The sequence below is a fragment of the Curtobacterium sp. HSID17257 genome (genome assembly GCF_003989515.1).
In the GTDB taxonomy this organism is placed as follows: Bacteria; Actinomycetota; Actinomycetes; order Actinomycetales; family Microbacteriaceae; genus Curtobacterium.
On the sequence record NZ_RBLU01000035.1, the window covers coordinates 1 to 25,080 of the forward strand.

The window sequence follows — 25,080 nt, forward strand, 5'->3', positions numbered from 1 at the left end:
TGCCCCAGATCGCGAGCAGCACCCCGACGAGCCCGGCAACCGCGGCGACGACCACGCCCCAGGTGTCCTGACCGAGTCCGAAGCCCCGGAAGCCGGCGGCCGTCAGCACCGCAGCGGTGTTCGCCGCCGTCGCGACGCACACCCAGCCGAGGTAGAGCCCGAACGTGCCGTCGGTCACGATCGCCTCGACCGTGCCCGAGGGCCGGGTCCGCCGGAGCACCGCGAACGCCCAGATCAGGACGCCCAGCAGCGCGAGGATGATCGGCTCGCTCGCCCACAGGAACCCGAACTGCACGGACAGGATCCACGCGGCGTTGAGCAGCAGGGACAGCACCGCGGGGACGAACAGACGATCGTGACGCTCGTCGTCGGCGGTCCGGAAGAACTGCCGCACCGTGTAGGCGATGAGGCCGACGTAGACGACGCTCCAGATGGAGAACGCCGGGCCGGCCGGTGCGATCGCGGTCGACGACGCCGAGAGCGCACCGCCCGCCGCCTCGGCGATGGGCGTCCCACCGGCTGCACCCGAGCCGACGAAGGCGCCGACCACTGCCACGACGGCGCTCACGGCGACCGCGATGCGCTTCCATATCTTCTTCATGTCCGCTCCGTTCGTCAGCATGCTGATGACCTGCACGGTAGGCCCGACGGACACCGCCGGTCGCAGCGGGCGTCCAGGTGACCGGGGGACGAGTCGTCCAGCGGGTGCGTACGGTGGCCTCGTGACCGTCGAGCTCAACACCGTCTACGTCGACCGCATCGCCCCGATCGCCTGCCCGTCCCTCGACGACACCTTCCGGATGATCGGCGACCAGGGCGCGAGCGCGTGCATCGTGCTGCACCGCCCGGACGCCGAGGAGCTCGGGGACGTCGCGGTCGCCCTCGGCCTGCACGAGCTCGCGGTCGAGGACGCCGCCGAGGGACACCAGCGCCCGAAGCTCGAACGCTACGGCTCGACGCTCTTCACCGTGCTGAAGCCGGCGGTGTACCACGACGGTCCGGAAGAGGTCGAGTTCGGGGAGGTGCACGCCTTCGTCGGGCAGGACTTCTTCCTGGCGGTGGTCCCGGCGGACCCGCGCGGACCACAGGCCGTCCCGCACGCGCTCCGACGACTCAGCGGCAAGCCGGCCCTGGTCACCGCCGGTCCGCAGGCGCAGCTCTGGGCGCTGATGGACTCGATCGTCGACGGCTACGCGCCGGTGATCGACGGACTCGAGGAGGACATCAACCAGATCGAGGACCAGCTGTTCTCCGGCGTGGCCGGGGTGTCGCGGCGCATCTACGAGCTGTTCGGCGAGGTCGTCGACTTCCAGCGCGCCGCCCGACCGCTCATCGGCATCATCGAGAACCTGCACCGCGGCGCGGAGAAGTACCACCTGCCCGTGGAACTGCAGCGCCGGTTCCGCGACGTCCTCGACCACGTGATCCGCACGGTCGAGCGCCTCGACACCTTCCGTCAGCTGCTGCAGAACGCCCTGACGGTCGACTCGACCCTCGCGGCGCAGAAGCAGAACGACGACACCAAGCGCATCTCGGGCTGGGCGGCGATCCTGTTCGCGCCGACGCTCATCGCGGCGATCTACGGCATGAACTTCACGCACATGCCCGAGCTGTCGTGGACGTGGGGGTACCCGCTGTCGATCGTCGCGATGATCGCCTTCGCCGCGATCCTGTTCGTCGTCTTCAAGGTGAAACGCTGGTTCTGACGGCCCCGCGCCGCTGACGGGTGGGCCCGGCCGACGCCCCGGTTCCACCGACCCGCGCGCGTCGTGTTGCGCGGGACACGGCGCGACGGCCAGGCTCGTCGTGCCCCCGACGCGCAGGCGTCGACGACGCCGACCGGAGCAACGATGCCCACCACCACGAACGACCTCGTCCACCTGACCGCCGGTGGGGTGTCCGTCGTCCTGGACTGCCGCGACGGCGCACTGCCCGCGATCGTCCACTGGGGCGCCGCCCTCGGCACGCTGGCCCACGACGAGCTCGTCGCGCTCGCCGACGCCGACGTCGCCCCGGTCGCGAACAACGAGGCCGACGTGCCCGTCCGCCTCGCCCTGCTGCCGGAGCCCCACCGCGGCTGGACCGGCCGTCCCGGGCTCTCGGGTCACCGCGACGGCCGCGACTGGTCGCCGGCGTTCACGGTCACGGCGCTGCACGTCGACGACACGCGCCTGACGGCCGAGGCCGAGGACACGACCGCGGGGCTCGCCGTCCGGATCACCTTCGAGGTGCTCGTGTCCGGCCTGGTCCGCACCCGAGCCGCCGTGACGAACACCGCCGCCGGCACGTACACGGTCGACGACCTGACCGTCGCGCTCCCCGTGCCGTCCCGCGCCCGCGAGGTCCTCGACTTCGCCGGCCGCTGGGGCAAGGAACGCACCCCGCAGCGCCGCGAACTCGTCGTCGGCACGCACGAGCGTGACAGCCGCAAGGGCCGGACCGGCGCGGACGCCGCGACCGTCCTCAGCGTGGGGGAACCCGGCTTCGGCTTCGCGCACGGCGAGGTGTGGGGCGTGCACACGGCGTGGAGCGGGAACCACCGCCACTTCGCCGAGCGCCTGGCCACCGGGCGCCAGGTCGTCGGCGGCGGCGAGCTCCTGCTGCCCGGCGAGGTCCGGCTCGAGACCGGTGAGACGTACGAGGGCCCCTGGCTGTACGGCGCGTGGGGGGAGGGCCTCGACGACCAGGCGCGACGGTTCCACCGCTGGCTCCGCAGCCGCCCGCAGCACCCGACGAGCCCCCGGCCGGTCACGATCAACGTCTGGGAGGCGGTCTACTTCGACCACGACCTCGCCCGGCTCACCGACCTGGCCGAGCGCGCCGCCCGCCTCGGCGTCGAGCGGTACGTCCTCGACGACGGCTGGTTCCGCGGCCGCCGCGACGACCACGCGGGCCTCGGCGACTGGTACGTCGACGAGGACGTCTGGCCGGACGGCCTCGGTCCGATCGTCGACCGCGTCCGGGCGCTCGGCATGGAGTTCGGCCTCTGGTTCGAGCCCGAGATGGTGAACGAGGACAGCGACCTCGCCCGCGCGCACCCGGAGTGGATCATGCAGGCCGACGGGCGGCTGCCGGTGCGCTCCCGCGACCAGCAGGTGCTCAACCTCGCGATCCCCGAGGCGTACGCGTACGTGCTCGAGCGGATGACGGCGATCATCGGCGAGTACGGCGTCGACTACGTCAAGTGGGACCACAACCGCGACCTCGTCGAGGCCGGCTTCCCGGGCGGCGGGGCCGCCGTGCACGAGCAGACCCTGGCGACGTACCGGCTGATGGCGACGCTCAAGGAGCGCTTCCCGCAGCTCGAGATCGAGTCGTGCTCGTCCGGCGGCGCCCGCGTCGACCTCGCGGTGCTCGAGCACACCGACCGCGTCTGGGTGTCGGACGACATCGACCCCTCCGAGCGCCAGCAGATGCACCGGTGGACGCAGCAGCTCCTGCCGCCGGAGCTCCTCGGCGCCCACGTCGCGAGCGGCGTGAACCACACGACGGGACGCTTCCACGACGTGTCCTTCCGCGCCGGCACCGCCCTGATCGGGCACTTCGGCATCGAGTGGGACCTCGCGCAAGCCACCGAGGACGAGGAACGCACGCTGGCGTCGTGGATCGCACTGCACAAGGAGTGGCGCGCACTGCTGCACACGGGGCTGCTCGTCCGCGTCGACGAGGTCGACCCGACGCGCCTGGTGTACGGGGTCGTCGCCGAGGACCGCCGTGACGCCGTCTTCTTCGTCGCGAGCACCGGTCGGTCCGAGGTGTCCGGCGTCGGCCGTGTCGTCCTCCGCGACCTCGACCCGGACACGCGCTACCGCGTGGACCCCGTCCTGGTCGGCGACGACCACGACGTGCGCGCCCCCGAGTGGTGGTCCGGTGACCGCGTCTTCAGCGGTCGCGTGCTCGAGCAGGTCGGCCTGCAGCCGCCGCTCCTCCCGTCGGACCGGGTGGTCCCCTTCCGCGTGACGGCCGTCTGACCGCGACGGGACCAGCAGACGGACGGGAGGCCCGTGGCGGCCCCGCCACGGGCCTCCCGTCCGTCCACAGGCGCGGTCGGCGGTCCGTGGGCCGGTCCCGATCGCCGCTAGGCTTCCGGTCATGCCGCAGACCGGAACCGCGACACGCACGACCACGCCGGTCTGGGCCCTCAAGCTCGCCGTCATCACCGCGCTCGTCGGCATCGCCGGCGGTGCGGCGGGCATCTCCGTGTGGCTCGCCCTGCAGGCGATCCAGTTCGTCGCCTTCGGGTACCCGTTCGGTGGGCACCTCGAGGCCGCGGACGCGCCCTCCGGGCTCAACCGCTTCCTCGCGCTCGCCGCGGCCGGTGTCCTGACGGGTGTGGCCTGGTGGGCGCTCCGGCGGTGGGCGAAGCCCGTCGTCTCGGTGACGGGAGCCGTCGACGGCAAGCGGATGCCCGCCGTCGCCACGGTCGCGAACGCCGCGGTGCAGATCCTCGCGGTCGGCCTGGGGGCGTCGATCGGGAAGGAGGTGGCGCCCCGCGAGATCGGCGCGTGGCTGTCGCAGCTCGTCACCGCGCGTGCCGGGCTGACCGGGCGCGAGACGCGGATCCTCGTCGCCTGCGGTGCCGCCGCGGGTCTGGCGGCGGTGTACGACGTGCCGCTCGGCGGTGCGCTCTTCGCGGTCGAGGTGCTGCTCGGCGAGCTGACGTTCGCCACGGCGTTGCCCGCCTTCGCGACGAGCGCGATCGCCGCGTTCACGGCGCGGCTCGTGATCCCCGACGAGGTGCTCTATAACGTGCCCGCGATGCACCTGTCACCGTCGCTGCTGGTGTGGGCGATCATCGTCGGGCCGCTGCTCGGGTTCGCCGGGGTCGGGTTCGTGAAGCTCACGAACCGGCTGCAGGGCATGGCGCCGAAGGGGTGGCACCTGCTCGTCGTGCTGCCCGTCGTGTTCGCCATGGTCGGGCTCATCGCGGTGCCGTTCCCGCAGATCCTCGGCAACGGCCGCGCCCTCGGGCTCGTCGCGATGAACGCGACCACTTCGTCACCGGAGATCGCGGGGCTCTCACCGATCGTGTTCCTGCTGCTCCTCGGCATCATCCGGACCATCACCACCTCGGCGACGATCGGGGCGGGTGCGGTCGGCGGCACGCTGACGCCGTCGATCGCCATCGGATCCGCGTTCGGGGGAGCCCTCGGTGGCCTCTGGGTGTTGCTCTGGCCGGCCGACGGGTCGAGCCTGGCGGCCTTCGCGTTCGTCGGTGCCGCGGCCTTCCTCGCGACCACGATGCGAGCACCGTTCACCGCGCTCGTGCTCGTCGTCGAGTTCACGCAGGAGGGCACCGACATCCTCATCCCGTCGCTCCTGGCGGTCACGGGCTCGGTCGCGGTCTCCTACGTGCTCGCCCGGCGACGCAGCGCGCAGATGGTCTGACGCGCCCCGGACACCCGTCCGGCGCACGCCTACCATCGGCGGCAGGTCGGGGCGACGGGCCCCGCGCGAGGTGAGGAGCCGTCCATGGCAGGGTTCGACGACATCACGAAGAAGGCGCAGGAGCTCCTGAAGGACGGCAAGGTCCAGGACGCCCTGAAGAGCGAGAAGGCCGAGGGCGTCAGCGACAAGGTCCTCGGCGGTGTCGCCGACGCGGTGAAGAAGGCGACCGGCGGCAAGTACGACGACAAGATCGACAACGCCCGCGACGCGGCCGACAAGCGGATCGGCAACGAGTAGCGGCTGGTCCGCCCGGGCTCGGTCCGCCGGCCCGACGGGCTGCGTCGGCTTGTCCGCTGCAGGCGATTGGACGCGCGGGGCGGGACGGACCACGATTGACCGCGTGACCGTGCTCGCCCCGAACCAGCCGCTGACCGACTGCGAGGTCGCCGCGATCAAGCGGGACTTCCCGATCCTCCAGCAGGAGGTGAACGGGCACCCGCTCGCGTACCTCGACTCCGGCGCGACGGCCGAGCGGCCGCGCCAGGTGCTCGACGCCGAGCGGCGGTTCCTCGAGCACGACAACGCAGCCGTGCACCGCGGAGCGCACACGCTCGCGGCGCTGAGCACCGACGCCTACGAGGACGCCCGCGCCACGGTCGCCGGGTTCGTCGGCGCGGCCTCGCCGTCCGAGGTCGTCTGGACGGCGAACGCCACCGACGCGCTGAACCTCGTCGCGTACGGCATCGCCAACGCCAGCCGGGGGCGCGGGGGAGCGGCGGCCGAGCGCTTCCGCATCGGTCCCGGTGACGAGGTCCTGGTGACCGAGGCCGAGCACCACGCGAACCTCGTGCCGTGGCAGGAGCTCGCCGCGCTCACCGGTGCGACGCTCCGCTGGGTGCCGGTCGCCGACGACGGCACCTGGACCGCCGAGGACGCCGTCGCGCGCATCACCGAGCACACGAAGGTGGTCGCGTTCGCGCACGTCTCGAACGTCACCGGCATGGTCGCGCCCGTCGCCGCCGTGGTCGCAGCCGCCCGCGCGCACGGCGCCCTCGTCGTCCTCGACGCGTGCCAGTCCGCGCCGCACCGACCCCTCGACGTGCAGCAGCTCGGCGTCGACTTCGCCGCGTTCTCCGGGCACAAGATGCTCGGGCCGAACGGCATCGGCGTCCTGTGGGGTCGGGGCGAGCTCCTCGACGCCCTGCCGCCGTTCCGCACCGGTGGGTCGATGATCACCACCGTGACGATGGAGGCGTCGGAGTACGTGCCGGCGCCCGAGCGCTTCGAGGCCGGCACGCAGCCGGTGTCCCAGGCGGTCGCACTCGCCGAGGCGGTCCGCTACCTGCAGGGCATCGGCATGGAACGCGTCCGCGCCCACGAGGAGCACCTCGCGCAGCGCATGCTCGACGGTCTGGCGGCGGTGCCGGGCATCCGGGTCGTCGGCCCGCCCGCCGGGGTGCCGCGCTCCGGACTCGTGTCCTTCGACGTCGACGGGGTGCACGCCCACGACGTCTCGCAGTACCTCGACGCGCAGGGCATCGCCGTCCGGTCCGGGCACCACTGCGCGCAGCCGCTGCACCGTCGGCTCGGGCTGGCCGCCACGAGCCGCGCGAGCACCTACGTGTACACGACCGAGCAGGACGTCGACCGCTTCCTGACCGCCGTGGGCGAGGTCCGCGGGTACTTCGGAGCGGCCTCGTGAACGGCCTCGACTCGCTCTACCAGCAGGTCATCCTCGACCACGCGAAGGCCCGGCACGGGGACCTCGTGCTCGACGACGCCGATGCGTCGCACTTCGAGCGGAACCCGACCTGCGGCGACGAGATCACCGTCAGCGTCCGCCTCGAGCCCGGCACGGACCGCATCGCTGCGATCGGCTGGCAGGGCGACGGGTGCTCGATCTCGATGGCGTCCGCGTCGGTGCTCACCGACATGGCCGTCGGCCGGACCGTCCCGGAGCTGCTCGAGCTCACGTCGGCGTTCCGGGACATGATGCGCTCGCGGGGTGCGGGGGAGCCCGACGAGGACGTCCTCGAGGACCTCGTGGCGTTCCACGGCGTCTCGAAGTTCGTCATGCGCGTGAAGTGCGGGATGCTCGCGTGGGTCGCCGCCGAGGCAGCAGCACGCGAGGCCACCGCGGTCTGACCGGTCTCGATCAGGCCGTCGGCGGAGCACCGACGTGGGCGAGCACGACCGGATCGGTGCACCCGCGCGCGAAGCCCGCGATGCGCCGGTCGATGTCGCGTTGCAGGACGAGCACGCCGATGCGCTCGGCCAGCGGCGCGAGCCAGGCGGGTCGGCACGTGAAGTTGTAGCGCCAGACGGCGAGCGTCCTGCCTCCGTCGCCCTCCACGGGTGTGAAGCGCCACCCGCCGCCCATCTTCTCGAAGAACCACGAGCCCTTCGTCATCTTCATGCCGACGTTCGACGGCGGGTTGTACGAGACGTACTCGCTCTCCATCCGCAGGCCCGTCCGCTGCACCGTGAAGGTGCGGACGCCCTTCGCCGGCGCGTCGGCGCCGATGAGGTGCTGCCGGCGGATGAAGGGGTCCCAGCGCTTCCGGACCGGTCCCTGCACCTGCGACACGGCGAAGGCGACCTCGACGGGGACCGGGACGACGCAGCGGGACTCGACGACGGGCACGTCGCCATGCTGCCACGCGAGGCGGCCTCATGAACCTGCCGTCGGCCTCCGCGGCGGCGTCACACGGCGTCACCTCACGTGACGTGTCCGGCTGCTGGACGTAGCTTCGCCGCGTGACCTCGACGAACGAGACCCGGCAGATCCGCTTCAACGCGTTCGACATGAACTGCGTCGCGCACCAGTCCTCCGGGCTGTGGCGCCACCCTCGCGACCGTTCGCGGCACTACAAGGACCTGTCGTACTGGACGGACCTGGCGCAGCTGCTCGAGCGCGGGCGCTTCGACGGCATCTTCATCGCCGACGTCCTCGGCACGTACGACGTGTACGGCGGGACGAACGAGGCGGCGCTCCGCACCGGCTCGCAGGTGCCGGTGAACGACCCGATCCTGCTCGTGTCCGCGATGGCCGCCGTGACCGAACACCTCGGGTTCGGCATCACCGCCGGCACCGCCTACGAGCACCCGTACCCGTTCGCCCGGCGCATCTCGACGCTCGACCACCTGACGAAGGGCCGCATCGGCTGGAACGTCGTCACCGGGTACCTGCCGAGTGCCGCGCGCAACATGGGGCAGACCGACCAGCTCTCGCACGACGACCGCTACGACGTGGCGGACGAGTACCTCGAGGTGCTCTACAAGCTGTGGGAGGGCTCGTGGGAGGACGACGCCGTCGTCGAGGACCGCGAGACCGGCGTGTTCACCGACCCGGCCAAGGTGCACCCGATCGAGCACCACGGCACGCACTTCGACGTCCCCGGCATCCACCTGTCCGAGCCCTCGGTGCAGCGCAGCCCGGTCGTCTACCAGGCGGGCGCCTCGCCCCGCGGCATCCGCTTCGCCGCCGAGAACGCCGAGGCGGTGTTCGTCGGCGCACCGACGGTCCCGCAGCTCGCCGCGACCGTCGGCAAGATCCGTGACGCCCTGGAGGCTGCTGGTCGCGACCGCTACGCCGCTCGCATCTACACGCTGCTCACCGTCATCACCGACGAGACCGACGAGGCAGCCCAGGCCAAGTACCGCGAGTACCGGTCGTACGCGTCGGCCGAGGGTGCGCTCGTGCTGAACTCCGGCTGGATGGGGGTGGACCTGTCGCAGTACGACCTGGACGAGCCGCTCGGCAACATCGAGTCGAACGCGATCCAGTCGGCGGCGGCGAACCTGTCCGCGGCGACGGGGGAGGACGGGTCGAACTGGACGGTCCGGGACATCGCCGAGCACACCGCGATCGGCGGCCTCGGACCGGTCGCGGTCGGGTCCGGCGCGACGATCGCCCAGCAACTGATCGACATCCAGGAGCAGACCGACGTCGACGGCTTCAACCTCGCCTACGCGGTGACCCCTGGCACGTGGGAGGACGTCATCGAGTTCGTCGTGCCCGAGCTCCGCGCCCGCGGGGCCTACCCCGAGGAGTACGTCGAGGGGTCCCTGCGCCACAAGCTGCACGGCCGCGGCGACCGGCTGCCCGACGAGCACCGCGGCGCGCAGTACCGCGTCGGCGCACGGGCGACCGTCTGACCGACCCAGGCGGGTGCGACGTAGGGTGGTCCGGTGATCGGGTCGTCCTTCGTCGTGCGCACCGCGGACGACGAGTCGACCGCGGATTCCTGCGTCGCGCTCTGGGTCGCCGCCGTGGCGGACCGCGACGGCGTGCCGGCGTCGGACGCCGTCCGTGCCCGTGCACACGGGAAGTTCGCTGCGGAGCGGGTCGCCCTGGTGGTCGCCGACGACGGCGGGGACCCGCTCGGGTTCGCCCTGGTCACCGCCCCCGGGTCCGGTGGGACGCCGAGCGATGCCGCGTACCTCAGCCTGCTCGCGGTCGCGCCGTCGGCGCAGGGCCACGGCCTCGGACGCCGACTGCTCGCTGCCGCGGTGGACGCCGCAGCGGCCGCCGGGTACGACCGGTGCGAGCTGCACGCGTTGGACGACAACGCGCCGGCCCTCGCGCTCTACACGAGTGCGGGGTTCCGGCCGGTCGGTGAGCCGTTCCCGCACGCGCTGAACGGTCGCCCGACCCGTGTCTGGCAGGCGGGCGTCGCTCGGTGAGGTGAGGCTCACCTCACCACGAAAGCCCTGATCAGGCTTGCCTCACCTTGCTGGCGCGAACCGGTCTGCAGTGGTTCGATGGCCGTCATGTCGACCGCATCGGACCTCTCGCTCCCCACCTCCGAGCACGACGACGCCACCAGCGCCGCACGGCTCAACTGGCTCCGCGCCGGACTGCTCGGCGCGAACGACGGCATCGTGTCCGTCGCCGCCGTGCTCGTCGGTGTCGCCGGAGCCGGTGCGGGCACGGGGCCCGTCGTCGCTGCGGGTACCGCGGCGCTCGTCGGCGGGGCGATCTCGATGGCCCTCGGCGAGTACATCTCGGTGAGCGGAGCCCGCGATGCCCAGCGCACCGGGCAGGCCGCGGAGCAGGCGAAGCTCGAGGCCGATGCCGAGGACGCGCCTGCCCTCGCGGCGCACTACCGGTCGCTCGGGGTCGAGGACTCGGTGGCGGACGCCGTCGCCCGCGAGCTCGCGCGACCCGAGGTCCGACGCCGTCGAGCCGAGGCCGCACTCCGGGATGCCGAGGACGAGGTCGTCAGCCCCTGGCGCGCCGCATGGGTGTCGGCCGCGACGTTCTCCGTCGGTGCGCTCCTGCCGTTCCTCGCGATGCTGCTCGCGCCGGAGTCCGCGCGCATCGCCGTCACGGTGACGGCCTCGCTCGTGGCGCTCGCGCTGACCGGGACCACGGGTGCGGTGCTCGGCGGTGCCCGTCGTGGCCGCGCGGCGCTGCGGGTCGTCGTGGGTGGGGCGCTCGCGCTCGCGGCGACGTTCGTGGCCGGAGCGCTGCTCGGGACGCACGCGCTCTGATCGGACGACGAAGTCGCTCCGCGGTTTCCCGGAGGGGACGGTCCGGGCCCGAGCAGCGCGCCTGGGGAAGTTCGCCGGGCACGGCAGAGCCTGGAGTCGGTCCTCTGTGCACGTCGGTGGTGACCGGGCGAAGGCAGTCGGACGGGTCAGCGGCTCAGCGGACAGCGCCGGTACCGCGGGCCGTTCCGATGCCTTGCCTTCCTGGTGAACGATCGTCTACCGGGCAGGCGCGTCGGGCAACGACACGGCGAACTTGAAGCCGACGTGGGAGTCGATGAAACCGAGACGTCGGTAGAAGCGGTGCGCGTCGGTACGCGCAGCGTCGGAGGTCAGCTGGACCAGCGGGGTCTCGAGTTCGATCGCGGCCTGCTCGACGACCCATCGCATCAGGGCCGTTCCGACGCCGGAGGACCGCTGTGTGCCGGCGACGCGGACTGCCTCCACCAGCAGCCGTGCGCTGCCTCGTCGAGCCATCCCGGGGATGACCGTCAGCTGCAGCGTGCCGATGACGGCGGCGAGCTCGTCCTCCACGACGAGCACGTCGTTGCTCGAGTCGCCGATGATGCGCTGCAGCGCTTCCGAGTAGGCCACCTCGTCCGCGGTGCTCCCGACGTCGCCACGCCCGGCGCTGATCGGATCGTCCGACAGGAGCCGGATGATCGGGTGCAGGTCCGCGGCTGTGGCCCGTCGGAGCAGCAGCTCGCGGTCGCCGGAGGTGATGGTGGCGGGGAGGGTCAGCGCAGAGATCACACCGCATTGTCGCTCGCGGAGTCCCATGGCTCGAGCCGAGACGTGTCCGCTCGTCGATGGTCCGTGGGCGCCCGACGCGTCCGGTCAGCGCGGAGACTGCGCCCTCCCTGTGATCGGTTCGCAGCGATCGGCTTCCGGATCAACCTCTGGAGGGACCCGCTGAGCGAACGATCCGGGCAGGATCGTTCGAGTGTCTGACGATCCCTTCGGAGAGGTTCCCGCCCTACCCGTTGCCCTCGTGGTCGGCGTCGTCGCCTTCCTCATCCAACTGCTGGTCCTGCTCCCGAGCCGGCGCTTCACCTGGCCCCGAGGCTCTGTGGCGGCCGCACTCGCGGTCTACGTCGCCGGCATCTTCGCGAACACGGTCCTCCCGATCTACCTCGACCGGCCTCCGCAGCTGCAGCAGTGGACGCCGAAGCTGGCCTTGATCCCGTTCTCCGACTACGAGGTCATGGACGCCGTCACTAACGTGATCGTGTTCGCCCCGTTGGGCATCCTGATCCCGCTCCTGATGCGCCGACCGTCCTGGGCGAAGGTGGTCCTCACCGCCGCGGCGGTCAGTCTCACGATCGAGCTCCTGCAGATCGTCACCGACGGGCTCTTCGGCGGAGGCCACGTCGCGGACGTCAACGACTTCCTCTGGAACACCCTCGGCGGGGCCGTCGGCCACGCGATCTTCGTCGTGCTGTCTCGCACGCCGGGCCTGTCGCGCCTCGTCGAGCTCTTCCGCTGGCCCCCTGCCACGAGGACCAGCGCACCGCCTGAACCAGGCAGGAGATGATCCGCCACCCGTGCCAGCAGGGCGCTGCTCGATCCGACCGCGAGGACGAACCGGGAGTACCGGCAACCGCTCATCGGCGCCGAGGACCCAGACGCCGCTTCTCGCTCGGGGCCCGAAGTGGGGTAGCGCGGGACGGACGGCCGATGGGATCGTCGAGGCTGAGAACGGAGGCTGGTTGTGAGCACACGGCTTCGGCAGTCGAGCCGTGGGGTCCTGACGGCCACGTTCTGTGTGCAGCTCGTCTTCATCGCGTCGATCCTCGTCGGCATGACGACGCCACCGAGCGAGCAGTCGGCGTCCGATCAGGCCCTGATCCCCGCTGTCTGGTGTGTGTTCGGCGGACTCGTTCTCCTGAGCGTCCGGACGCTGTTCATCGGTGTCTACCTCGCGCCGGGCACGGTCATCGTGCGGAGCTGGCTCTGGACCTACAGGATGGCGTTGGACGGAGACACGGTGTTCGGGCTCGAGGCCTGGAACGATTGGCTGCTGTCGCGGGGTGAGCCGGTCGGGAACGCTCAGATGATCACCGTCACGGGGACGTCGTCCCGCTCCTTCCCGGCCACTGGGGTGCGACGAAGCCGCGCCGTCGCCCAACGCGATCTGTTGAACGCATACGCCGCGCTGGAGGATGCGACGGAAGCGACGGCCCGTGACTGGGCCCGAGGCGCTGCGTGGCGGATCCAGCGGGACCAGTCGAAGCTCCGACAAGCAGAACGACAGCGCCGCGGCGGCCGGCACTCCGATCGGTCCGGAACGTCATGAGTCCGACACGGCCCCAGGCGGCGCCCCTCGGCTCGAACTCGCCACCCAATCCGGCCGGGTACGTCGAGGAGATGAACGAGTCCCGCGCTCTCGTCCTCGTCGGCGGCATCATCGCAGCCGCGGGCGGTCTCGTCTGTGCCGTCGCGGTCATCGCGGTCTTCGCCGCCGGATTCGATGGCGGAGCGAACATCGGCGCTGGCCTCCTGCTGCTGCTCGGCGTGCCGGTCGCCGTCGTGGGAGGATCCCTCCTGCTCGTCGCCGCGGTCGGCTGGCTCGTCCGTCGGCGCCGTCGTGTGTCCGACGCGCGACGAGGTGGAACCGGAGCGCATCCGTGACTCGTCGGGCGCACTCGGCTTCGTGGGCGATCGTCTCCGTCGCGCTGGCTGTTGTGGCGCTCGTGATCTGCGTCGTGTCGATCGTCGAGGCCGGCCAGGTCGCGCCGGTGTTCTCCTGGCCCGTGCCGCAGGGAGCAGATGTGGTGCTGACGAAGCAGCAGTACGAGCTGGCCCTGACCGCTCAGCTCGTGGGTCGGATCGCAGCAGCCGTGGCGGTCGTCCTCGGTCTCGCAGCAGTCCTGCTCTCGTTGCGAGCACGCGACCCCTCGCGCTTCCGATAGCCCACCCGCTATCGGAAGCGGAGGTTGCCGCGCTCCGGCGCCCTGTTCGACGGCTCGCTCGTGGGGTGACCGAGCCGCGGGGCGGTGTCACACAGCCGCAGCAGTTCCAACTCGTCGTCGACGAGCGCGACGAGAGCTGGACGTTCGATCGGCAGGGCGACCGCCACCGCGACCGGTACGCGGACGGCATCCTCCACTCAGTCGACGGACCGGTGGACGTCAGCTTCGCCCGCAGCGGCACTGTCGCTCCTCCGGTCCGCATGCTGACACCGGAGCGTCTGCCCGTGTGGGGCTCGCCAGCGAGCTTCGCGCCGGTCCTGGTGCAACGGCTCGCCAGTCACTGGGTGCTCGTGACGTGCGAGCATGGACGCGACCCCGCGGACCGGGTGACTGTGGTCGTCGACGAGCGGGACGGGGTCGCACACCGGTGGTACGGCACCAGCGACGTCACCGTGCTCACGGAGATCCGCGTCACGGACGACGATGAGCCGGTACCGCCGCGCCCCCGCTTCTCCCGCCTCCCGCAGTGGCCAGTGAGCGAGTACTGAGTGCCGCGCCGTCGTCTCGCTCAGCCCGTCGCGCCTCGGACGCGATGCACGATGATGGGGTCGTGATCAACGACGAGTCTGCTGCGGCCTCCGAACCACTGGCCAGTCTCGGCGCACTCATTGCGGAAGGCGACAGCGACGACCTCGTGCGCACCGCACGCGATGCTCTCCAACTGTTGACCGCTGTCGACCCGATCGGTCTGAGGCCGGGACGTGTCGGCGGCACCCCGGCTGACGAGTACGCACCAGAGGCCGTCGCCTTGGCACAGATCCTGCTCACTCACGGGAACATCACGATGCAGGAGGTGGAAGACGTCTGGTCACGCTCGTTCTCCGAGTCCTTGGTTGCGCGGCTCGGATCGTCACACGTCGCTGGGCTGACTCGTGATCTGAACCGTCTCCGTCGCGTACACGAGTGAATGATCCCTCGCCGGTCGTCAGAGTACGGGAGCGAAGTCGATCCGATCGTGCCGCTCGGCGGCGAAGTGCCGGCCGGGGTACCTGAGACCGCCGAAGTACATGTTCGTGTGCGCGACGATCTGCTCCGCACTGATGTGGACACCGCCGTGCTCCGCGTCCGTCGTCGTGTGTGCGTCGGACACCAACGTCACGTCGAAGCCGTGCACCGCTGCTGCCTGGGTCGTCGTCCGGATGCAGTGGTCGCTCTGCGCACCGGCGACGACCAGGTGCTGCACGCCCGAGCGCTCCAGGACCTCGAGGAGGTCGGTGTCCGCGAACGCATCCCGGTACTCCTTCTGCACGAGCGGCTCCTCCGGTCGGCGTTCGAGTGGTGCTGCGAGTTCCCAGTCCGGAGAACCCTCGGCGAAGTCGCCGTGATCCTGTACCCACACCACCGGTACTCCGCTCGCTCGCGCACGATCGACGAGTCGGGCCGTCCGTGCGAGCACGCCGTCGGCATCGAAGCAGTCCCGCACGACGCCTCGCTGCAGGTCGATGACGAGGATCGCGCTCACGGTCGGCATGGCAGCATCATGCCACCGACGCGCAGTGACGATGGTGCTCCGAACGGAGCTCAGTCCGAGCGCCGTTGCCGGTCGATCCGATACTGCTCGAGCTGGCGGAGGGGAGCGACCGATGAACGTCGTGCCGGGGTTGCCAGGACGTGCAGCAGCCGTGATCCGGTCGCTCCTGGCGGAAGCCGTCGTCGACAGAGCGAGCCGGGTCGCGCCGCTCGATGTGCGCCGGACCAGAGGCGCAGCGCCCGCCCGCGACGAGCCTCCAGTCCTTTGTCCCGACCACCCGACACCCGCCGACCGGGTCGCGTCCGGACTCCCTAGAGTGGGCCGCAGGGGGCACGGCGTCCCGGGCGGAGGACCAGTCATGCGCGTAGCGATCACCGGCGGCACCGGCTTCGTGGGGCGACACCTCGCGGAGCGGTACCCGGCCGACGACGTGGTGGTGGTCTCCCGTCGGACCGGCGTCGAGATCGACGACGTCGACGCCCTCACCGACGCCTTCGCCGGGGCCGACGCGGTCGCTCACTGCGCCGGCATCAACCGCGAGATCGGCGACCAGTCCTTCGAACGCGTGCACGTCCGCGGCACCGCCGCCGTGCTCGAAGCAGCCCACCGCGCCGGGGTGCAGCGCGTCGTGCTCCTGAGCTTCCTGCGGGCCCGTCCGGGCACGGGTTCCCCGTACCACGAGACGAAGTGGGCGGCGGAGGAGATGGTCCGGTCGTCCGGGCTCGACTACACGGTGCTCAAGGCCGGGATGATCTACGGGCACGGGGACCACCTCGTCGACCACCTCAGCCACACCGTGCAGACCGTGCCGCTGTTCGCCTCCGTGGGGTTCCGCGAGAAGACGATCAGCCCCATCCCCGTCGCCGAGCTCGTGGACGTGCTCGTCGGCGCGCTCGAGGGACGGCTGTCCCGCCGGACGGTGGCGGTCCGCGGGGGCGAGGCGTTGCTGCTCAGCGAGGCCGTGCGCCGGGTCGCACGGGTCGTGGGTCGCCCGGTGCGGGTGTTCCCGGCGCCGGTGTGGGCGCACCGGCTGCTCGGACAGGTGACCGAGTGGACCATGCGCGTGCCGCTCGTCGCGAAGGCGCAGGTGCGGATGCTCGCCGAGGGGGTCACCGAGGCGACGCAGCCGGCCGGGGAGCTCCCCGCGGACCTCGCGCCGACGGCCCGTTTCGACGACGAGCACATCCGAGCGGCGCTCCCGCCCCGGGGCGGCTTCACCTGGCGGGACCTGCGGCTGCCGGGACGCCGGTGACCCGGTGAGCACTCGGCCCTGACGTCCGACTGCTCCGATCCGGAACGCTCGTTCCAGCACGTCCACCGCGTCACACGACCGTTACACGAGGGAAACGGGCGGCGCGAACAGCCTCCATAGCGTCGTCCACGAGCGGGGACCCCCGCCGCCCACTCCCACGGAGGACGCCTTGGTCACAGAGATCGCGACCCCGGTCGCCGCGCCCCACGCCCCCCGCACGACGTCGTCGGCAGCCGCCGGCGCGGGCGTCGTCAAGCCCGGGTACGACCCGGCGCTCACCAACGAGGACCTCGCACCGCTGCGTGAGCAGCGCTGGACGAGCTACAACATCTTCGCCTTCTGGATGTCCGACGTGCACTCGGTCGGCGGCTACGTCACCGCCGGGTCGCTCTTCGCGCTCGGCATCGCGAGCTGGCAGGTGCTCGTCGCCCTGGTCGTCGGCATCCTCGTCGTGCAGGTCTTCGCGAACCTCGTCGCGAAGCCGTCCCAGCGGACCGGGGTGCCGTACCCGGTCATCAACCGCGCAGTGTTCGGCGTCATCGGGGCCAACGTGCCCGCCGTGATCCGCGGCCTCATCGCGACGGCCTGGTACGGCGTGCAGACCTTCCTCGCGGCCCAGTCGCTCAACATCGTGTTCCTGAAGTTCGTCCCGGGTTCGGCTGCGCTGCTCGACCACTCGTTCCTCGGGCTCTCCGCGCTCGGCTGGATCTCCTACGGCATCCTCTGGGTCGCGCAGGCCGCGCTGTTCTCGATGGGCATGGAGGCGATCCGCCGCTTCATCGACTTCGCCGGCCCGGCCGTCTACGTCGTGATGATCGCGCTCGCCGTGTACCTGGTCGCGAAGGCCGGCATCGGCAACATCTCGCTGACCCTGCACACGGGCGCGCCGATGTCGTTCGGTGCGTCCGTCCCGGTCATGCTCTCGGCCGTCGCGATCGTCGTGAGCTACTTCTCCGGTCCGATGCTGAACTTCGGCGACTTCTCGCGCTACGGCCGCTCGTTCCGGTCGGTGAAGCGCGGCAACTTCTGGGGCCTGCCGGTCAACTTCCTGTTCTTCTCGGTGCTCACCGTGCTCTGCGCGAGCGCGACGGTCCCGGTCTTCGGCAAGCTCATCACCGACCCGATCGAGACGGTCCAGGCGATCGACGCACCGTTCGCGATCCTGCTCGGCGGCCTCACGTTCGTCACCGCGACGGTCGGCATCAACATCGTCGCGAACTTCATCAGCCCCGCGTTCGACTTCTCGAACGTCGCCCCGCGGAAGATCAGCTGGCGGACGGGCGGCATGATCGCCGCCGTCGGCTCCGTGCTGCTGACGCCGTGGAACTGGTACGGCAACGACCAGGCGATCCTCTACACGCTCGGCATCCTCGGCGCCCTGATCGGCCCGCTGTTCGGGATCCTGATCGCCGGCTACTACCTGGTGGCGAAGCAGCGGGTCGCGGTCGACGACATGTACTCGAAGGAGCCGACCGCCCGGTACTGGTACCGCGCCGGTTGGAACCCGAACGCGATGTGGACCCTGCTGGTCGCCGGCGCCGTGTCGGTCGCGAGCGCGGTCCTGCCGCCGGCCACGGGCGTCCTGCCCTGGGTGAGCAACTACAGCTGGTTCATCGGCTGCGGCCTCGGGCTGGTCGTCTTCTGGGCGCTCGAGCGTCGGTCGCCCCGCATGCCCGTGCTGGCCGCGGACGACCCGACGGTCGACGACGGCGCTGCCGCCGGTCGCGACTGAGCCGTCCGCCACACCCCGCTCAGCGGCACCGGCCGGGAGGCGCGACCCGCCTCCCGGCCGGATCGTCGCCTCCGCGGCCACTCCGTTCCACCCCCGTCCCAGCCCCGCCCGAGAGGTCCCGCTTGCGCATCCGCGTCGTCAACCCCAACACCACCGCGTCGATGACCGCCGCGATCGGCCGCGCCGCTACCGCCGTCGCCGGACCCGGCACCGTCGTCGAGGCGGTGACGCCCACGACCGGTCCGGCCTCGATCGAGAGCCACTACGAGGAGGCCCTCGCGGTCCCCGGGCTCCTGGAACAGATCGCGCTCGGTGAGCAGCAGAGGGTCGACGCGTACGTCGTCGCGTGTTTCGGGGACCCGGGGCTCGACGCGGCGCGGGAGCTCGCCGCCGGCCCGGTGATCGGGATCGCCGAGGCCGGCTACCACGCGGCCGCGATGCTCGGGCGACGGTTCGGCGTCGTCACCACCCTGGCCCGCACGACCGGACGGGCGTGGGAGCTGGCGGAGCGCTACGGGTTCGCGTCCCTGGTGACCGAGATCCGTGCCTGCGAGGTGCCCGTGCTGCAGCTCGACGACCCGACGTCCGGGGCACGCGAGCTCGTCGTCGAGGAGTGCCGCGCCGTGCTCGCCGGCGGCGCCGACGCCGTGGTGCTCGGGTGCGCCGGCATGGCGGAGTTCTGCGCCGAGGTCTCGCGGGAGATCGGGGCGCCGGTGGTCGACGGCGTGGCCGCGGCGACGGTCCTCGCGGAGTCGCTCGTCCGGCTCGGGCTCCGCACCGGCAAGACCGGCGAGTACGCCCCGCCGCCACCGAAGCCGGTGACGGGACTGCTGTCCGGGTTCACGCTGCCGTCGGCCGACGGGGCAGCGAGCCCGGCCCTGGTGACGGGGGTCTCGGCGTGAGCACCGCAGCTCCTGTCGACCTGGTGCTCCGCGGTCGGCAGACGTGGGTCGACGGCGTCCTCCGGCCGGCCGCGGTGGTCGTCCGCGACGGCGTGGTCGACGCGGTCCTGCCGTTCGGTGCGTCGGTCGCGGCCTCGCTCGACCGCACCGTGCCCGACGAGCACGTGCTGCTGCCGGGGCTCGTCGACACCCACGTGCACGTCAACGAACCCGGCCGCACCGAGTGGGAGGGCTTCGCCTCGGCCACGCGGGCGGCGGCCCTCGGCGGCGTGACCACGATCGTCGACATGCCGCTGAACTCGATCCCGGCGACCGTGGACGTCGACGCCCTCGCGGTGAAGCGGGCGAGCGCCGAGGGCCGCGTCGCGGTGGACGTCGGGTTCTGGGGCGGCGCGGTCCCCGCGAACGCCGGAGCACGCGGTCCGCTGCACGATGCCGGGGTCTTCGGGTTCAAGTGCTTCACCGCGCCGAGCGGCGTCGACGAGTTCCCGCACCTCGACCCGGTGCAGCTGCGCACGGCGATCGAGGAGGTCGCCGAGCTCGACGCCCTGCTCATCGTGCACGCCGAGGACCCGGACCACCTCGTGCCGCACGAGACGCTCGGCAGCCACTACGCCGACTTCCTCGCCACCCGTCCGGGCCGTGCCGAGCAGTCCGCCGTCGCGCGGGTCCTCGACGGCGCGCGGGCGACGGGTGCCCGCGTGCACGTGCTCCACCTGTCCGACGCGGGGGCGCTCCCGATGATCCGGGCAGCCAGGGCCGACGGCGTGCGGGTGACCGTCGAGACGTGTCCGCACTACCTGGCGTTCGAGGCCGGGTCGATCCCGGACGGTGCGACCGAGTTCAAGTGCTGCCCGCCGATCCGCGACGACGCGAACCGCGACGCGCTCTGGGCGGGGCTGCTCGACGGCACGATCGACTGCGTCGTGTCGGACCACTCGCCGTCCACAGCCGACCTGAAGACCGACGACTGGGGATCGGCGTGGGGCGGCATCGCCGGACTCCAGGTGGGCTTCCGAGCGGTGTGGACCGAGGCGGTGCGCCGAGGGCTGCCGCTCGAGACCGTCCTGCCGTGGTTCACGACCGGACCCGCGGCGGTCGTCGGGTTCACCGACCGTGGCCTGATCGCGCCGGGGGCGGTCGCGCACCTCGCGGTCCTCGACCCGGCGGCCGAGCGCGTCGTCGAGGTGTCGGCCCTGGCGCACCGCAACCCGGTGTCCGCGTACGCCGGCCTGCACACGCTCGGGGTCGTCACCGAGACCTGGCTCCGCGGGCGGCTCGTGGCGACGGCCGACCACGGGGTCACCACCATCGACGGCGTCCTGCTCGACCGACCGGTAGCGTCGCAACACGCACGAAACGAGCGTTCCAGTACATTCACCTACGGAACGGAGGCACCATGACCCAGCCAGTGAACCCGCCCGCCCGACTCCTCATGGGGCCGGGACCGATCGACGCGGACCCCCGCGTGCTCCGCGCGCTGTCGACCCCGCTCGTCGGGCAGTACGACCCGTGGATGACCGCGACCATGACCGGTACGCAGGAGCTGTACCGCCGGGTCTTCGGCACGCGGAACGACGCCACCGTGCTCGTCGACGGCACCTCCCGCGCGGGCATCGAGGCGGCGCTGGTGTCGCTGCTCGCCCCGGGGGACCGGGTGCTCGTGCCGGTCTTCGGCCGCTTCGGACACCTGCTCGCCGAGATCGCCACCCGTGCCGGTGCCGAGGTGCACACCATCGAGACCGAGTGGGGGCAGGTGTTCCCGCCGTCGGTGATCGAGGACGCGGTCCAGCGGGTCCGGCCGAAGGTCCTGGCGGTCGTGCAGGGCGACACCTCGACGACGATGAACCAGCCGCTCGACGAGCTCGGGGCGATCTGCGAGCGGCACGGCGTGCTGCTGTACACCGACGCCACGGCGAGCATCGGCGGCAACCCGCTCGAGACCGACGCGTGGGGGATCGACGTCGTGAGCGCCGGCCTGCAGAAGTGCCTGGGCGGCCCGTCCGGCAGCGCACCGATCACCCTGTCGCCGCGGGCCGTTTCGGTGCTCGACGGCCGTCGCAGCATCGAGGCCGGCATCCGCGAGGTCGACGACGTCGTGTCCGACGACCCGATCCGGTCGAACTACCTCGACCTCGCGATGATCCTCGACTACTGGGGCCCGCGGCGCCTCAACCACCACACCGAGGCCGCGTCGATGCTCTACGCCGCGAACGAGTGCGCCCGCATCCTGCTCGAGGAGGGGCGCGAGGCGGTGATCGAGCGCCACGCGACCGCCGGCCGGGCGATGCTCGCCGGGGTCGAGGCGCTCGGGCTGCGCGTCTTCGGCGACGTGGCCCACAAGATGCACAACGTCGTGGCCGTGGAGATCCCGGACGACGTCGTGGGCGACCAGGTCCGCGGCGCGATGCTCGAGGACCACGGCATCGAGATCGGGACGTCCTTCGGACCGCTGCACGGACGGGTCTGGCGCATCGGGACGATGGGGTACAACGCCCGGAAGGACACCGTCGTGCGGACCCTCGCCGCGCTCGAGCACTGCCTGCGCCGCGCCGGCCACGCCGTGCCGCAGGGTGCCGGGGTCGACGCCGCACTCGACGTCCACGCCGACCGCGTCACGCCGATCGGGGCAGCCGTATGACGACGACCGGACCCACGACGACCGGACCCACGACGGCCGGACCCCGGACGGCCGAGGCCCACGCGGCACCGACCGCGAGTGCCCGTGCGATCGCCGACGCCGCGACGATCGTGCGGTGGTGCGACACCCTCGCCGGGATCTCCCAGGACGCGGACCGCACCACCCGCGTGTACCTGTCGCCCGAGCACGCCCGGGTGAACGCGGTGGTCGCGGAGTGGATGCAGGACGCCGGACTCCGCACCTGGCAGGACGCCGCGGGCAACCTGCACGGCATCGTCGACGGCGCGACGCCGGACGCCCCCGTGCTGCTGCTCGGGTCGCACCTCGACACCGTGGTCGACGCGGGCCGCTACGACGGCGTCGTCGGCGTCCTCATGGCGATCCGCACCGCGGCCCGACTCGCCGCATCGGGGCCGCTGCCCTTCGCCCTGCAGGTGATCGCGTTCTCCGACGAGGAGGGCACGCGCTTCGGCAAGGCCCTGCTCGGGTCCTCCGCCGTCGCCGGTGTGTGGGACGACGCCTGGTGGGACCTCGAGGACGGTGACGGGATCACGCTCCGGCAGGCGTTCACCGACTTCGGCCTCGACCCCGCCCGCGTGCGCGAGGCGGCGCTGCCCCCGGAGCGGCTCGTCGGGTACCTCGAGGCGCACATCGAGCAGGGCCCGTACCTCGAGCGGGCCGGCCAGGCGCTCGGCGTGGTCACGAGCATCGCGAGCGCCCGGCGGTTCTCCGTCGAGGCGGTCGGTGAGGCCCGGCACGCCGGCGGCACCCCGTACGAGCGGCGCCACGACGCGCTCCTCGCCGCGGCCGAGGCGGCGCTCGCCGTCGAGCGGATCTGCCGCGCCGAGCAGCACGTCGGCACGGTCGGCACGATGTCCGTCGAGCCCGGCGCCGTCAACGTCGTCCCGGGGCTCGCCCGGTTCAGCGTCGACCTGCGCGGGGAGTTCGACGAGGGGCGCGACCGCGTCTGGGAGACGATCACGGCCGCCTTCGACGAGATCGGGGACCGACGGGGCGTGACGGTCTCGCCGACCGAGGTGCACCGCGCGCCGGCGGTGTTCTGTGCTCCGGCGCTGATGGACGCGGTCCGTGCCGGCATCGCCTCGACCGGAGCGGCCGCACCGGCGGAGCTGTTCTCGCGCGCCGGGCACGACGCGATGTCCCTCGGGCTCGTCACCGACGTCGCGATGCTGTTCCTCCGCAACCCGGACGGCATCAGCCACCACCCCGACGAGTTCGTCTCGGAGGACGACGTCGCGCTCGGTCTCGACGCGCTGGCCGTCGCGGTCGAGCGCATCGCCGACGACCGGGCGGAGACGCGGTGAGCGCCGTGCCGGACGTCCGCGCCCGGGTCGACGCGGTCTGGGACCGACTGTCGCCCGCGGAACGCCGGGTCGCCGCGATGGTCCGCCACGACCCGGAGCTGCTGCTCGTCGGCACCTCCGCCGAGCTCGCGGCCGAGTCGGGCACCTCGAAGGCCACGGTCTCGCGGCTCGTCCGCTCCCTCGGGTTCCAGGACGCCGCCGAGGTCCGGCAGGAACTCATGTCCGCCCGGGGCAGCGGGCTGCCGTGGGCGGCCGAGGACGCCGCACACGTCGACCAGCGGGCGGTCGAGGCACGGAACCTCGATGCCGCCTTCGCCTCGCTCGCACGAGCCGACCGTGTCCGGCTCGCACGTCGGATCGTCCGAGCCCGTCGAGTGCTCGTCGTCGGGGAACGCGGTGCGCACCCCGTCGCGATGCAGCTCCGCTCCCAACTGGCCCAGGTGCGTCCGGACGTCCGGATCGGTCCGGCTCCGGGACAGCGACTGGGCGAGGAGGTCGCGGACCTCGACCGGCGGGACCTCGTCGTGCTCGTCACCGTCCGGCGGCACGCGGCGGGTGCCGAGCGGCTCGTGCGACACTGCGTCGCGACCGGTGCCGACGTGGTCGTGCTCGGTGACCCGACGGCGGCGGTGATCGCGGCTCCCGCGGCGACCGCGGTGCTCTGCCCGGTGGACTCCCCGTCGGCGTTCGACTCGATGGCGGCGCTCTTCGCGGTCGTCGCGGCCATCGCGAACGACGTGTACGAGGCCTCCGGGCCGGCAGGGCGTGCCCGGGTGGACGCCGTGGCGGCGGCCTACGACGCGCTCGGGGAGCTCGCCCCCCGCTGACCGTCTCCGTTCTCGTCCTCGTCCCGTTCGAGCTCGTCGCGGAGCGATGCGTTGCGCGCGGCGATCAGCCGCGGCAGGTAGCGGGCGAGCGCGATCCGCTCGGCCAGCCACCCGAGCGGGCCGAGGGGTGCCCGGAAGACGATCTCGTCGACCATCCGCGTGCCACCGGCCGACGGTCCGAACCGGTGCTCGTGCCGGAACCGGGCGAACGGACCACGCACCTGCTCGTCGACGAAGCGACCCGGAGCCTCCAGGGCGGTGATCCTGCTCGTCATCGACCAGACGATCCCGAAGTGCCGCGCACGCCACGTGACGCTCTCGCCGAGCCCGATGGTGCCGGTCGTCGTCCCGGCGACGGCACGTTCGTCGGTGTCCGCCATCGAGCGTTCGTGCGCGCCGATGTCGAGCGACAGCGCGAAGACGCGCTCCACCGGAGCGGCGATCTCGGTGACGACGCGGAAGGCGACGGTCACGGTGTCGGCCAGTCCGTCGGCGCCGTCCGGTCGTCGTCCCGCAGCACGGCGGCGAGCAGTTGGTCGTGGCGGACCCCGCGGTGGACGACGGCCGAGCGGGACCGGCCCTCGTACCGCATGCCGATCCGTCTGGCCGTCGCGGCCGAGGCCGCGTTCGTCCCGAGTGCGCGCCACTGCACCCGCACCAGACCGAGGCCGATCGGCGGTGCCGCGAAGGCCCACTCGAGCACCCGGGCAGCGGCCTCGGTCACGAACCCGTGCCCACGGCCGTCCGGGTGCAGCGCGTACCCGATCTCGGCCGCACCGTCCACGAAGCCGAACACGCCGACCGTGCCGAGCAGGCGCGGGTCGTCGACCCGTCGGATCCCGAAGTCGTACCGGGTGTCGTCGCGCCAGCCGTCGCCGACCCGCTCGATGAACTGGTGCGCCTCGGCGTGGCCGTACGGCACGGGGACCGGGGTGAAGGCGATCACGTCGGGGTCGTTCGCGTACGCGACGACGTCGTCGGCGTCGGCCGGACCCGGAGCGGAGAGCACGAGCCGGTCGGTGCGGAGCGTCACGGGGTGCACACCGCGAGCCTAGTGATCGTCGGGTCGCACGGTAG

General features: G+C 72.2%; 28 protein-coding genes. 22 read left to right on the forward strand and 6 right to left on the reverse strand.

The annotated features are described in order from the left end of the window. On the reverse strand, positions 1-622 hold a 622-nt coding region (locus D8M35_RS07695), incomplete at its 3' end, for a tryptophan-rich sensory protein (RefSeq protein ID WP_194074868.1). 100 nt (positions 623-722) lie between these two features. On the opposite strand from D8M35_RS07695, the gene D8M35_RS07700 reads away from it, so the two are divergent. From D8M35_RS07700 to sufU, 6 genes are all read left to right on the forward strand, one after another. Beyond that, entirely contained in the window at positions 723-1,706 is a 984-nt protein-coding gene (locus D8M35_RS07700) for a magnesium and cobalt transport protein CorA (protein ID WP_238638141.1), read from the forward strand. Between the two features lie 144 nt (positions 1,707-1,850). Continuing rightward, entirely contained in the window at positions 1,851-3,971 is a 2,121-nt protein-coding gene (locus D8M35_RS07705) for an alpha-galactosidase (RefSeq protein ID WP_126891321.1), read from the forward strand. 121 nt (positions 3,972-4,092) lie between these two features. Beyond that, a complete protein-coding gene (locus D8M35_RS07710) occupies positions 4,093-5,388 on the forward strand; it encodes a chloride channel protein (RefSeq protein WP_126891322.1) in 1,296 nt (431 codons plus the stop codon). 84 nt (positions 5,389-5,472) lie between these two features. After that, the gene (locus tag D8M35_RS07715) at positions 5,473-5,685 is read left to right on the forward strand and encodes an antitoxin (protein WP_126891323.1); all 213 of its coding nucleotides are present in this window, start codon (positions 5,473-5,475) and stop codon (positions 5,683-5,685) included. 103 nt (positions 5,686-5,788) lie between these two features. Continuing rightward, complete coding sequence (locus D8M35_RS07720) at positions 5,789-7,090, forward strand: SufS family cysteine desulfurase (RefSeq protein WP_238638142.1); 1,302 nt, start codon at positions 5,789-5,791, stop codon at positions 7,088-7,090. Further along, a complete protein-coding gene (sufU, locus tag D8M35_RS07725) occupies positions 7,087-7,533 on the forward strand; it encodes a Fe-S cluster assembly sulfur transfer protein SufU (protein ID WP_126891324.1) in 447 nt (148 codons plus the stop codon). Before D8M35_RS07720 ends, sufU begins: the two co-directional genes overlap by 4 nt. Positions 7,534-7,543: 10 nt before the next feature. Here the strand turns inward: sufU and D8M35_RS07730 are convergent, their stop codons facing one another. Then, positions 7,544-8,032 carry an SRPBCC family protein gene (locus D8M35_RS07730; protein ID WP_126891325.1) on the reverse strand — a complete coding sequence of 163 codons (489 nt, stop codon included), beginning with the start codon at positions 8,030-8,032 and terminating at the stop codon, positions 7,544-7,546. A gap of 113 nt (positions 8,033-8,145) precedes the next feature. Here D8M35_RS07730 and D8M35_RS07735 point away from each other — a divergent pair, with 113 nt between their 5' ends. The 3 genes from D8M35_RS07735 to D8M35_RS07745 all read left to right on the forward strand — a co-directional run bounded on the left by D8M35_RS07735 (position 8,146) and on the right by D8M35_RS07745 (position 10,884). Beyond that, positions 8,146-9,546 (forward strand): LLM class flavin-dependent oxidoreductase, encoded by a 1,401-nt coding sequence (locus D8M35_RS07735; protein ID WP_274542770.1) that lies wholly within the window; start codon positions 8,146-8,148, stop codon positions 9,544-9,546. 33 nt (positions 9,547-9,579) lie between these two features. After that, positions 9,580-10,074, forward strand: coding sequence for a GNAT family N-acetyltransferase (locus tag D8M35_RS07740; protein ID WP_202976540.1), 495 nt, complete (start codon positions 9,580-9,582; stop codon positions 10,072-10,074). Positions 10,075-10,161: 87 nt separating this feature from the next. Continuing rightward, positions 10,162-10,884 carry a VIT1/CCC1 transporter family protein gene (locus D8M35_RS07745; protein ID WP_126891326.1) on the forward strand — a complete coding sequence of 241 codons (723 nt, stop codon included), beginning with the start codon at positions 10,162-10,164 and terminating at the stop codon, positions 10,882-10,884. A 216-nt stretch (positions 10,885-11,100) separates the two neighbouring features. On the opposite strand, the gene D8M35_RS07750 is transcribed toward D8M35_RS07745, so the two are convergent. Further along, a complete protein-coding gene (locus D8M35_RS07750; protein ID WP_126891327.1) occupies positions 11,101-11,634 on the reverse strand; it encodes a GNAT family N-acetyltransferase in 534 nt (177 codons plus the stop codon). A gap of 190 nt (positions 11,635-11,824) precedes the next feature. Between D8M35_RS07750 and D8M35_RS07755 the strand changes: the two genes are divergently transcribed. From D8M35_RS07755 to D8M35_RS07780, 6 genes are all read left to right on the forward strand, one after another. After that, complete coding sequence (locus D8M35_RS07755; RefSeq protein ID WP_126891328.1) at positions 11,825-12,415, forward strand: VanZ family protein; 591 nt, start codon at positions 11,825-11,827, stop codon at positions 12,413-12,415. A 231-nt stretch (positions 12,416-12,646) separates the two neighbouring features. After that, positions 12,647-13,177 (forward strand): hypothetical protein, encoded by a 531-nt coding sequence (locus D8M35_RS07760; RefSeq protein ID WP_126891329.1) that lies wholly within the window; start codon positions 12,647-12,649, stop codon positions 13,175-13,177. Further along, the gene (locus D8M35_RS07765) at positions 13,174-13,512 is read left to right on the forward strand and encodes a hypothetical protein (RefSeq protein ID WP_126891330.1); all 339 of its coding nucleotides are present in this window, start codon (positions 13,174-13,176) and stop codon (positions 13,510-13,512) included. Before D8M35_RS07760 ends, D8M35_RS07765 begins: the two co-directional genes overlap by 4 nt. After that, complete coding sequence (locus D8M35_RS07770; protein WP_126891331.1) at positions 13,509-13,793, forward strand: hypothetical protein; 285 nt, start codon at positions 13,509-13,511, stop codon at positions 13,791-13,793. The genes D8M35_RS07765 and D8M35_RS07770 overlap by 4 nt, the downstream gene beginning before the upstream one ends. Before the next feature lie 65 nt (positions 13,794-13,858). Then, complete coding sequence (locus D8M35_RS07775; RefSeq protein ID WP_126891332.1) at positions 13,859-14,341, forward strand: hypothetical protein; 483 nt, start codon at positions 13,859-13,861, stop codon at positions 14,339-14,341. A gap of 62 nt (positions 14,342-14,403) precedes the next feature. Beyond that, positions 14,404-14,760 (forward strand): hypothetical protein, encoded by a 357-nt coding sequence (locus D8M35_RS07780; RefSeq protein WP_126891333.1) that lies wholly within the window; start codon positions 14,404-14,406, stop codon positions 14,758-14,760. Positions 14,761-14,778: 18 nt separating this feature from the next. On the opposite strand, the gene D8M35_RS07785 is transcribed toward D8M35_RS07780, so the two are convergent. After that, positions 14,779-15,324, reverse strand: a complete 546-nt coding sequence (locus tag D8M35_RS07785) for a cysteine hydrolase family protein (protein WP_126891334.1) — start codon at positions 15,322-15,324, stop codon at positions 14,779-14,781. 358 nt (positions 15,325-15,682) lie between these two features. Here D8M35_RS07785 and D8M35_RS07790 point away from each other — a divergent pair, with 358 nt between their 5' ends. The 7 genes from D8M35_RS07790 (at position 15,683) to D8M35_RS07820 (ending at position 24,003) form a co-directional block, all read left to right on the forward strand. Further along, positions 15,683-16,576 (forward strand): SDR family oxidoreductase, encoded by an 894-nt coding sequence (locus tag D8M35_RS07790; RefSeq protein ID WP_126891335.1) that lies wholly within the window; start codon positions 15,683-15,685, stop codon positions 16,574-16,576. 169 nt (positions 16,577-16,745) lie between these two features. Beyond that, a complete protein-coding gene (locus D8M35_RS07795; RefSeq protein WP_126891336.1) occupies positions 16,746-18,308 on the forward strand; it encodes an NCS1 family nucleobase:cation symporter-1 in 1,563 nt (520 codons plus the stop codon). A gap of 122 nt (positions 18,309-18,430) precedes the next feature. Further along, positions 18,431-19,210 (forward strand): aspartate/glutamate racemase family protein, encoded by a 780-nt coding sequence (locus D8M35_RS07800; RefSeq protein WP_126891337.1) that lies wholly within the window; start codon positions 18,431-18,433, stop codon positions 19,208-19,210. Continuing rightward, on the forward strand, positions 19,207-20,613 hold the full coding sequence (gene allB / locus D8M35_RS07805) for an allantoinase AllB (RefSeq protein WP_202976541.1): 1,407 nt from the start codon (positions 19,207-19,209) through the stop codon (positions 20,611-20,613). The genes D8M35_RS07800 and allB overlap by 4 nt, the downstream gene beginning before the upstream one ends. Continuing rightward, positions 20,610-21,851, forward strand: coding sequence for an alanine--glyoxylate aminotransferase family protein (locus D8M35_RS07810; RefSeq protein WP_126891338.1), 1,242 nt, complete (start codon positions 20,610-20,612; stop codon positions 21,849-21,851). Before allB ends, D8M35_RS07810 begins: the two co-directional genes overlap by 4 nt. Continuing rightward, positions 21,848-23,176 (forward strand): allantoate amidohydrolase, encoded by a 1,329-nt coding sequence (locus D8M35_RS07815; RefSeq protein ID WP_126891339.1) that lies wholly within the window; start codon positions 21,848-21,850, stop codon positions 23,174-23,176. Before D8M35_RS07810 ends, D8M35_RS07815 begins: the two co-directional genes overlap by 4 nt. Beyond that, complete coding sequence (locus D8M35_RS07820; protein WP_126891340.1) at positions 23,173-24,003, forward strand: MurR/RpiR family transcriptional regulator; 831 nt, start codon at positions 23,173-23,175, stop codon at positions 24,001-24,003. The genes D8M35_RS07815 and D8M35_RS07820 overlap by 4 nt, the downstream gene beginning before the upstream one ends. On the opposite strand, the gene D8M35_RS07825 is transcribed toward D8M35_RS07820, so the two are convergent. Both D8M35_RS07825 and D8M35_RS07830 read right to left on the reverse strand, forming a co-directional pair. Beyond that, complete coding sequence (locus D8M35_RS07825; protein WP_126891341.1) at positions 23,970-24,476, reverse strand: SRPBCC family protein; 507 nt, start codon at positions 24,474-24,476, stop codon at positions 23,970-23,972. The genes D8M35_RS07820 and D8M35_RS07825 overlap by 34 nt on opposite strands. Continuing rightward, on the reverse strand, positions 24,473-25,045 hold the full coding sequence (locus tag D8M35_RS07830; protein ID WP_126891342.1) for a GNAT family N-acetyltransferase: 573 nt from the start codon (positions 25,043-25,045) through the stop codon (positions 24,473-24,475). The genes D8M35_RS07825 and D8M35_RS07830 overlap by 4 nt, the downstream gene beginning before the upstream one ends. Positions 25,046-25,080 lie beyond the last annotated feature (35 nt).

Coding starts and splice junctions, on each gene's coding strand:
- D8M35_RS07705 (WP_126891321.1), top strand. CDS start 1,851: ATGCCCACCACCACGAACGACCTCGTCCACCTGACCGCCGGTGGGGTG.
- D8M35_RS07710 (WP_126891322.1), top strand. CDS start 4,093: ATGCCGCAGACCGGAACCGCGACACGCACGACCACGCCGGTCTGGGCC.
- D8M35_RS07715 (WP_126891323.1), top strand. CDS start 5,473: ATGGCAGGGTTCGACGACATCACGAAGAAGGCGCAGGAGCTCCTGAAG.
- D8M35_RS07745 (WP_126891326.1), top strand. CDS start 10,162: ATGTCGACCGCATCGGACCTCTCGCTCCCCACCTCCGAGCACGACGAC.
- D8M35_RS07765 (WP_126891330.1), top strand. CDS start 13,174: ATGAGTCCGACACGGCCCCAGGCGGCGCCCCTCGGCTCGAACTCGCCA.
- D8M35_RS07785 (WP_126891334.1), bottom strand. CDS start 15,324: ATGCCGACCGTGAGCGCGATCCTCGTCATCGACCTGCAGCGAGGCGTC.
- D8M35_RS07790 (WP_126891335.1), top strand. CDS start 15,683: ATGCGCGTAGCGATCACCGGCGGCACCGGCTTCGTGGGGCGACACCTC.
- D8M35_RS07810 (WP_126891338.1), top strand. CDS start 20,610: ATGACCCAGCCAGTGAACCCGCCCGCCCGACTCCTCATGGGGCCGGGA.
- D8M35_RS07815 (WP_126891339.1), top strand. CDS start 21,848: ATGACGACGACCGGACCCACGACGACCGGACCCACGACGGCCGGACCC.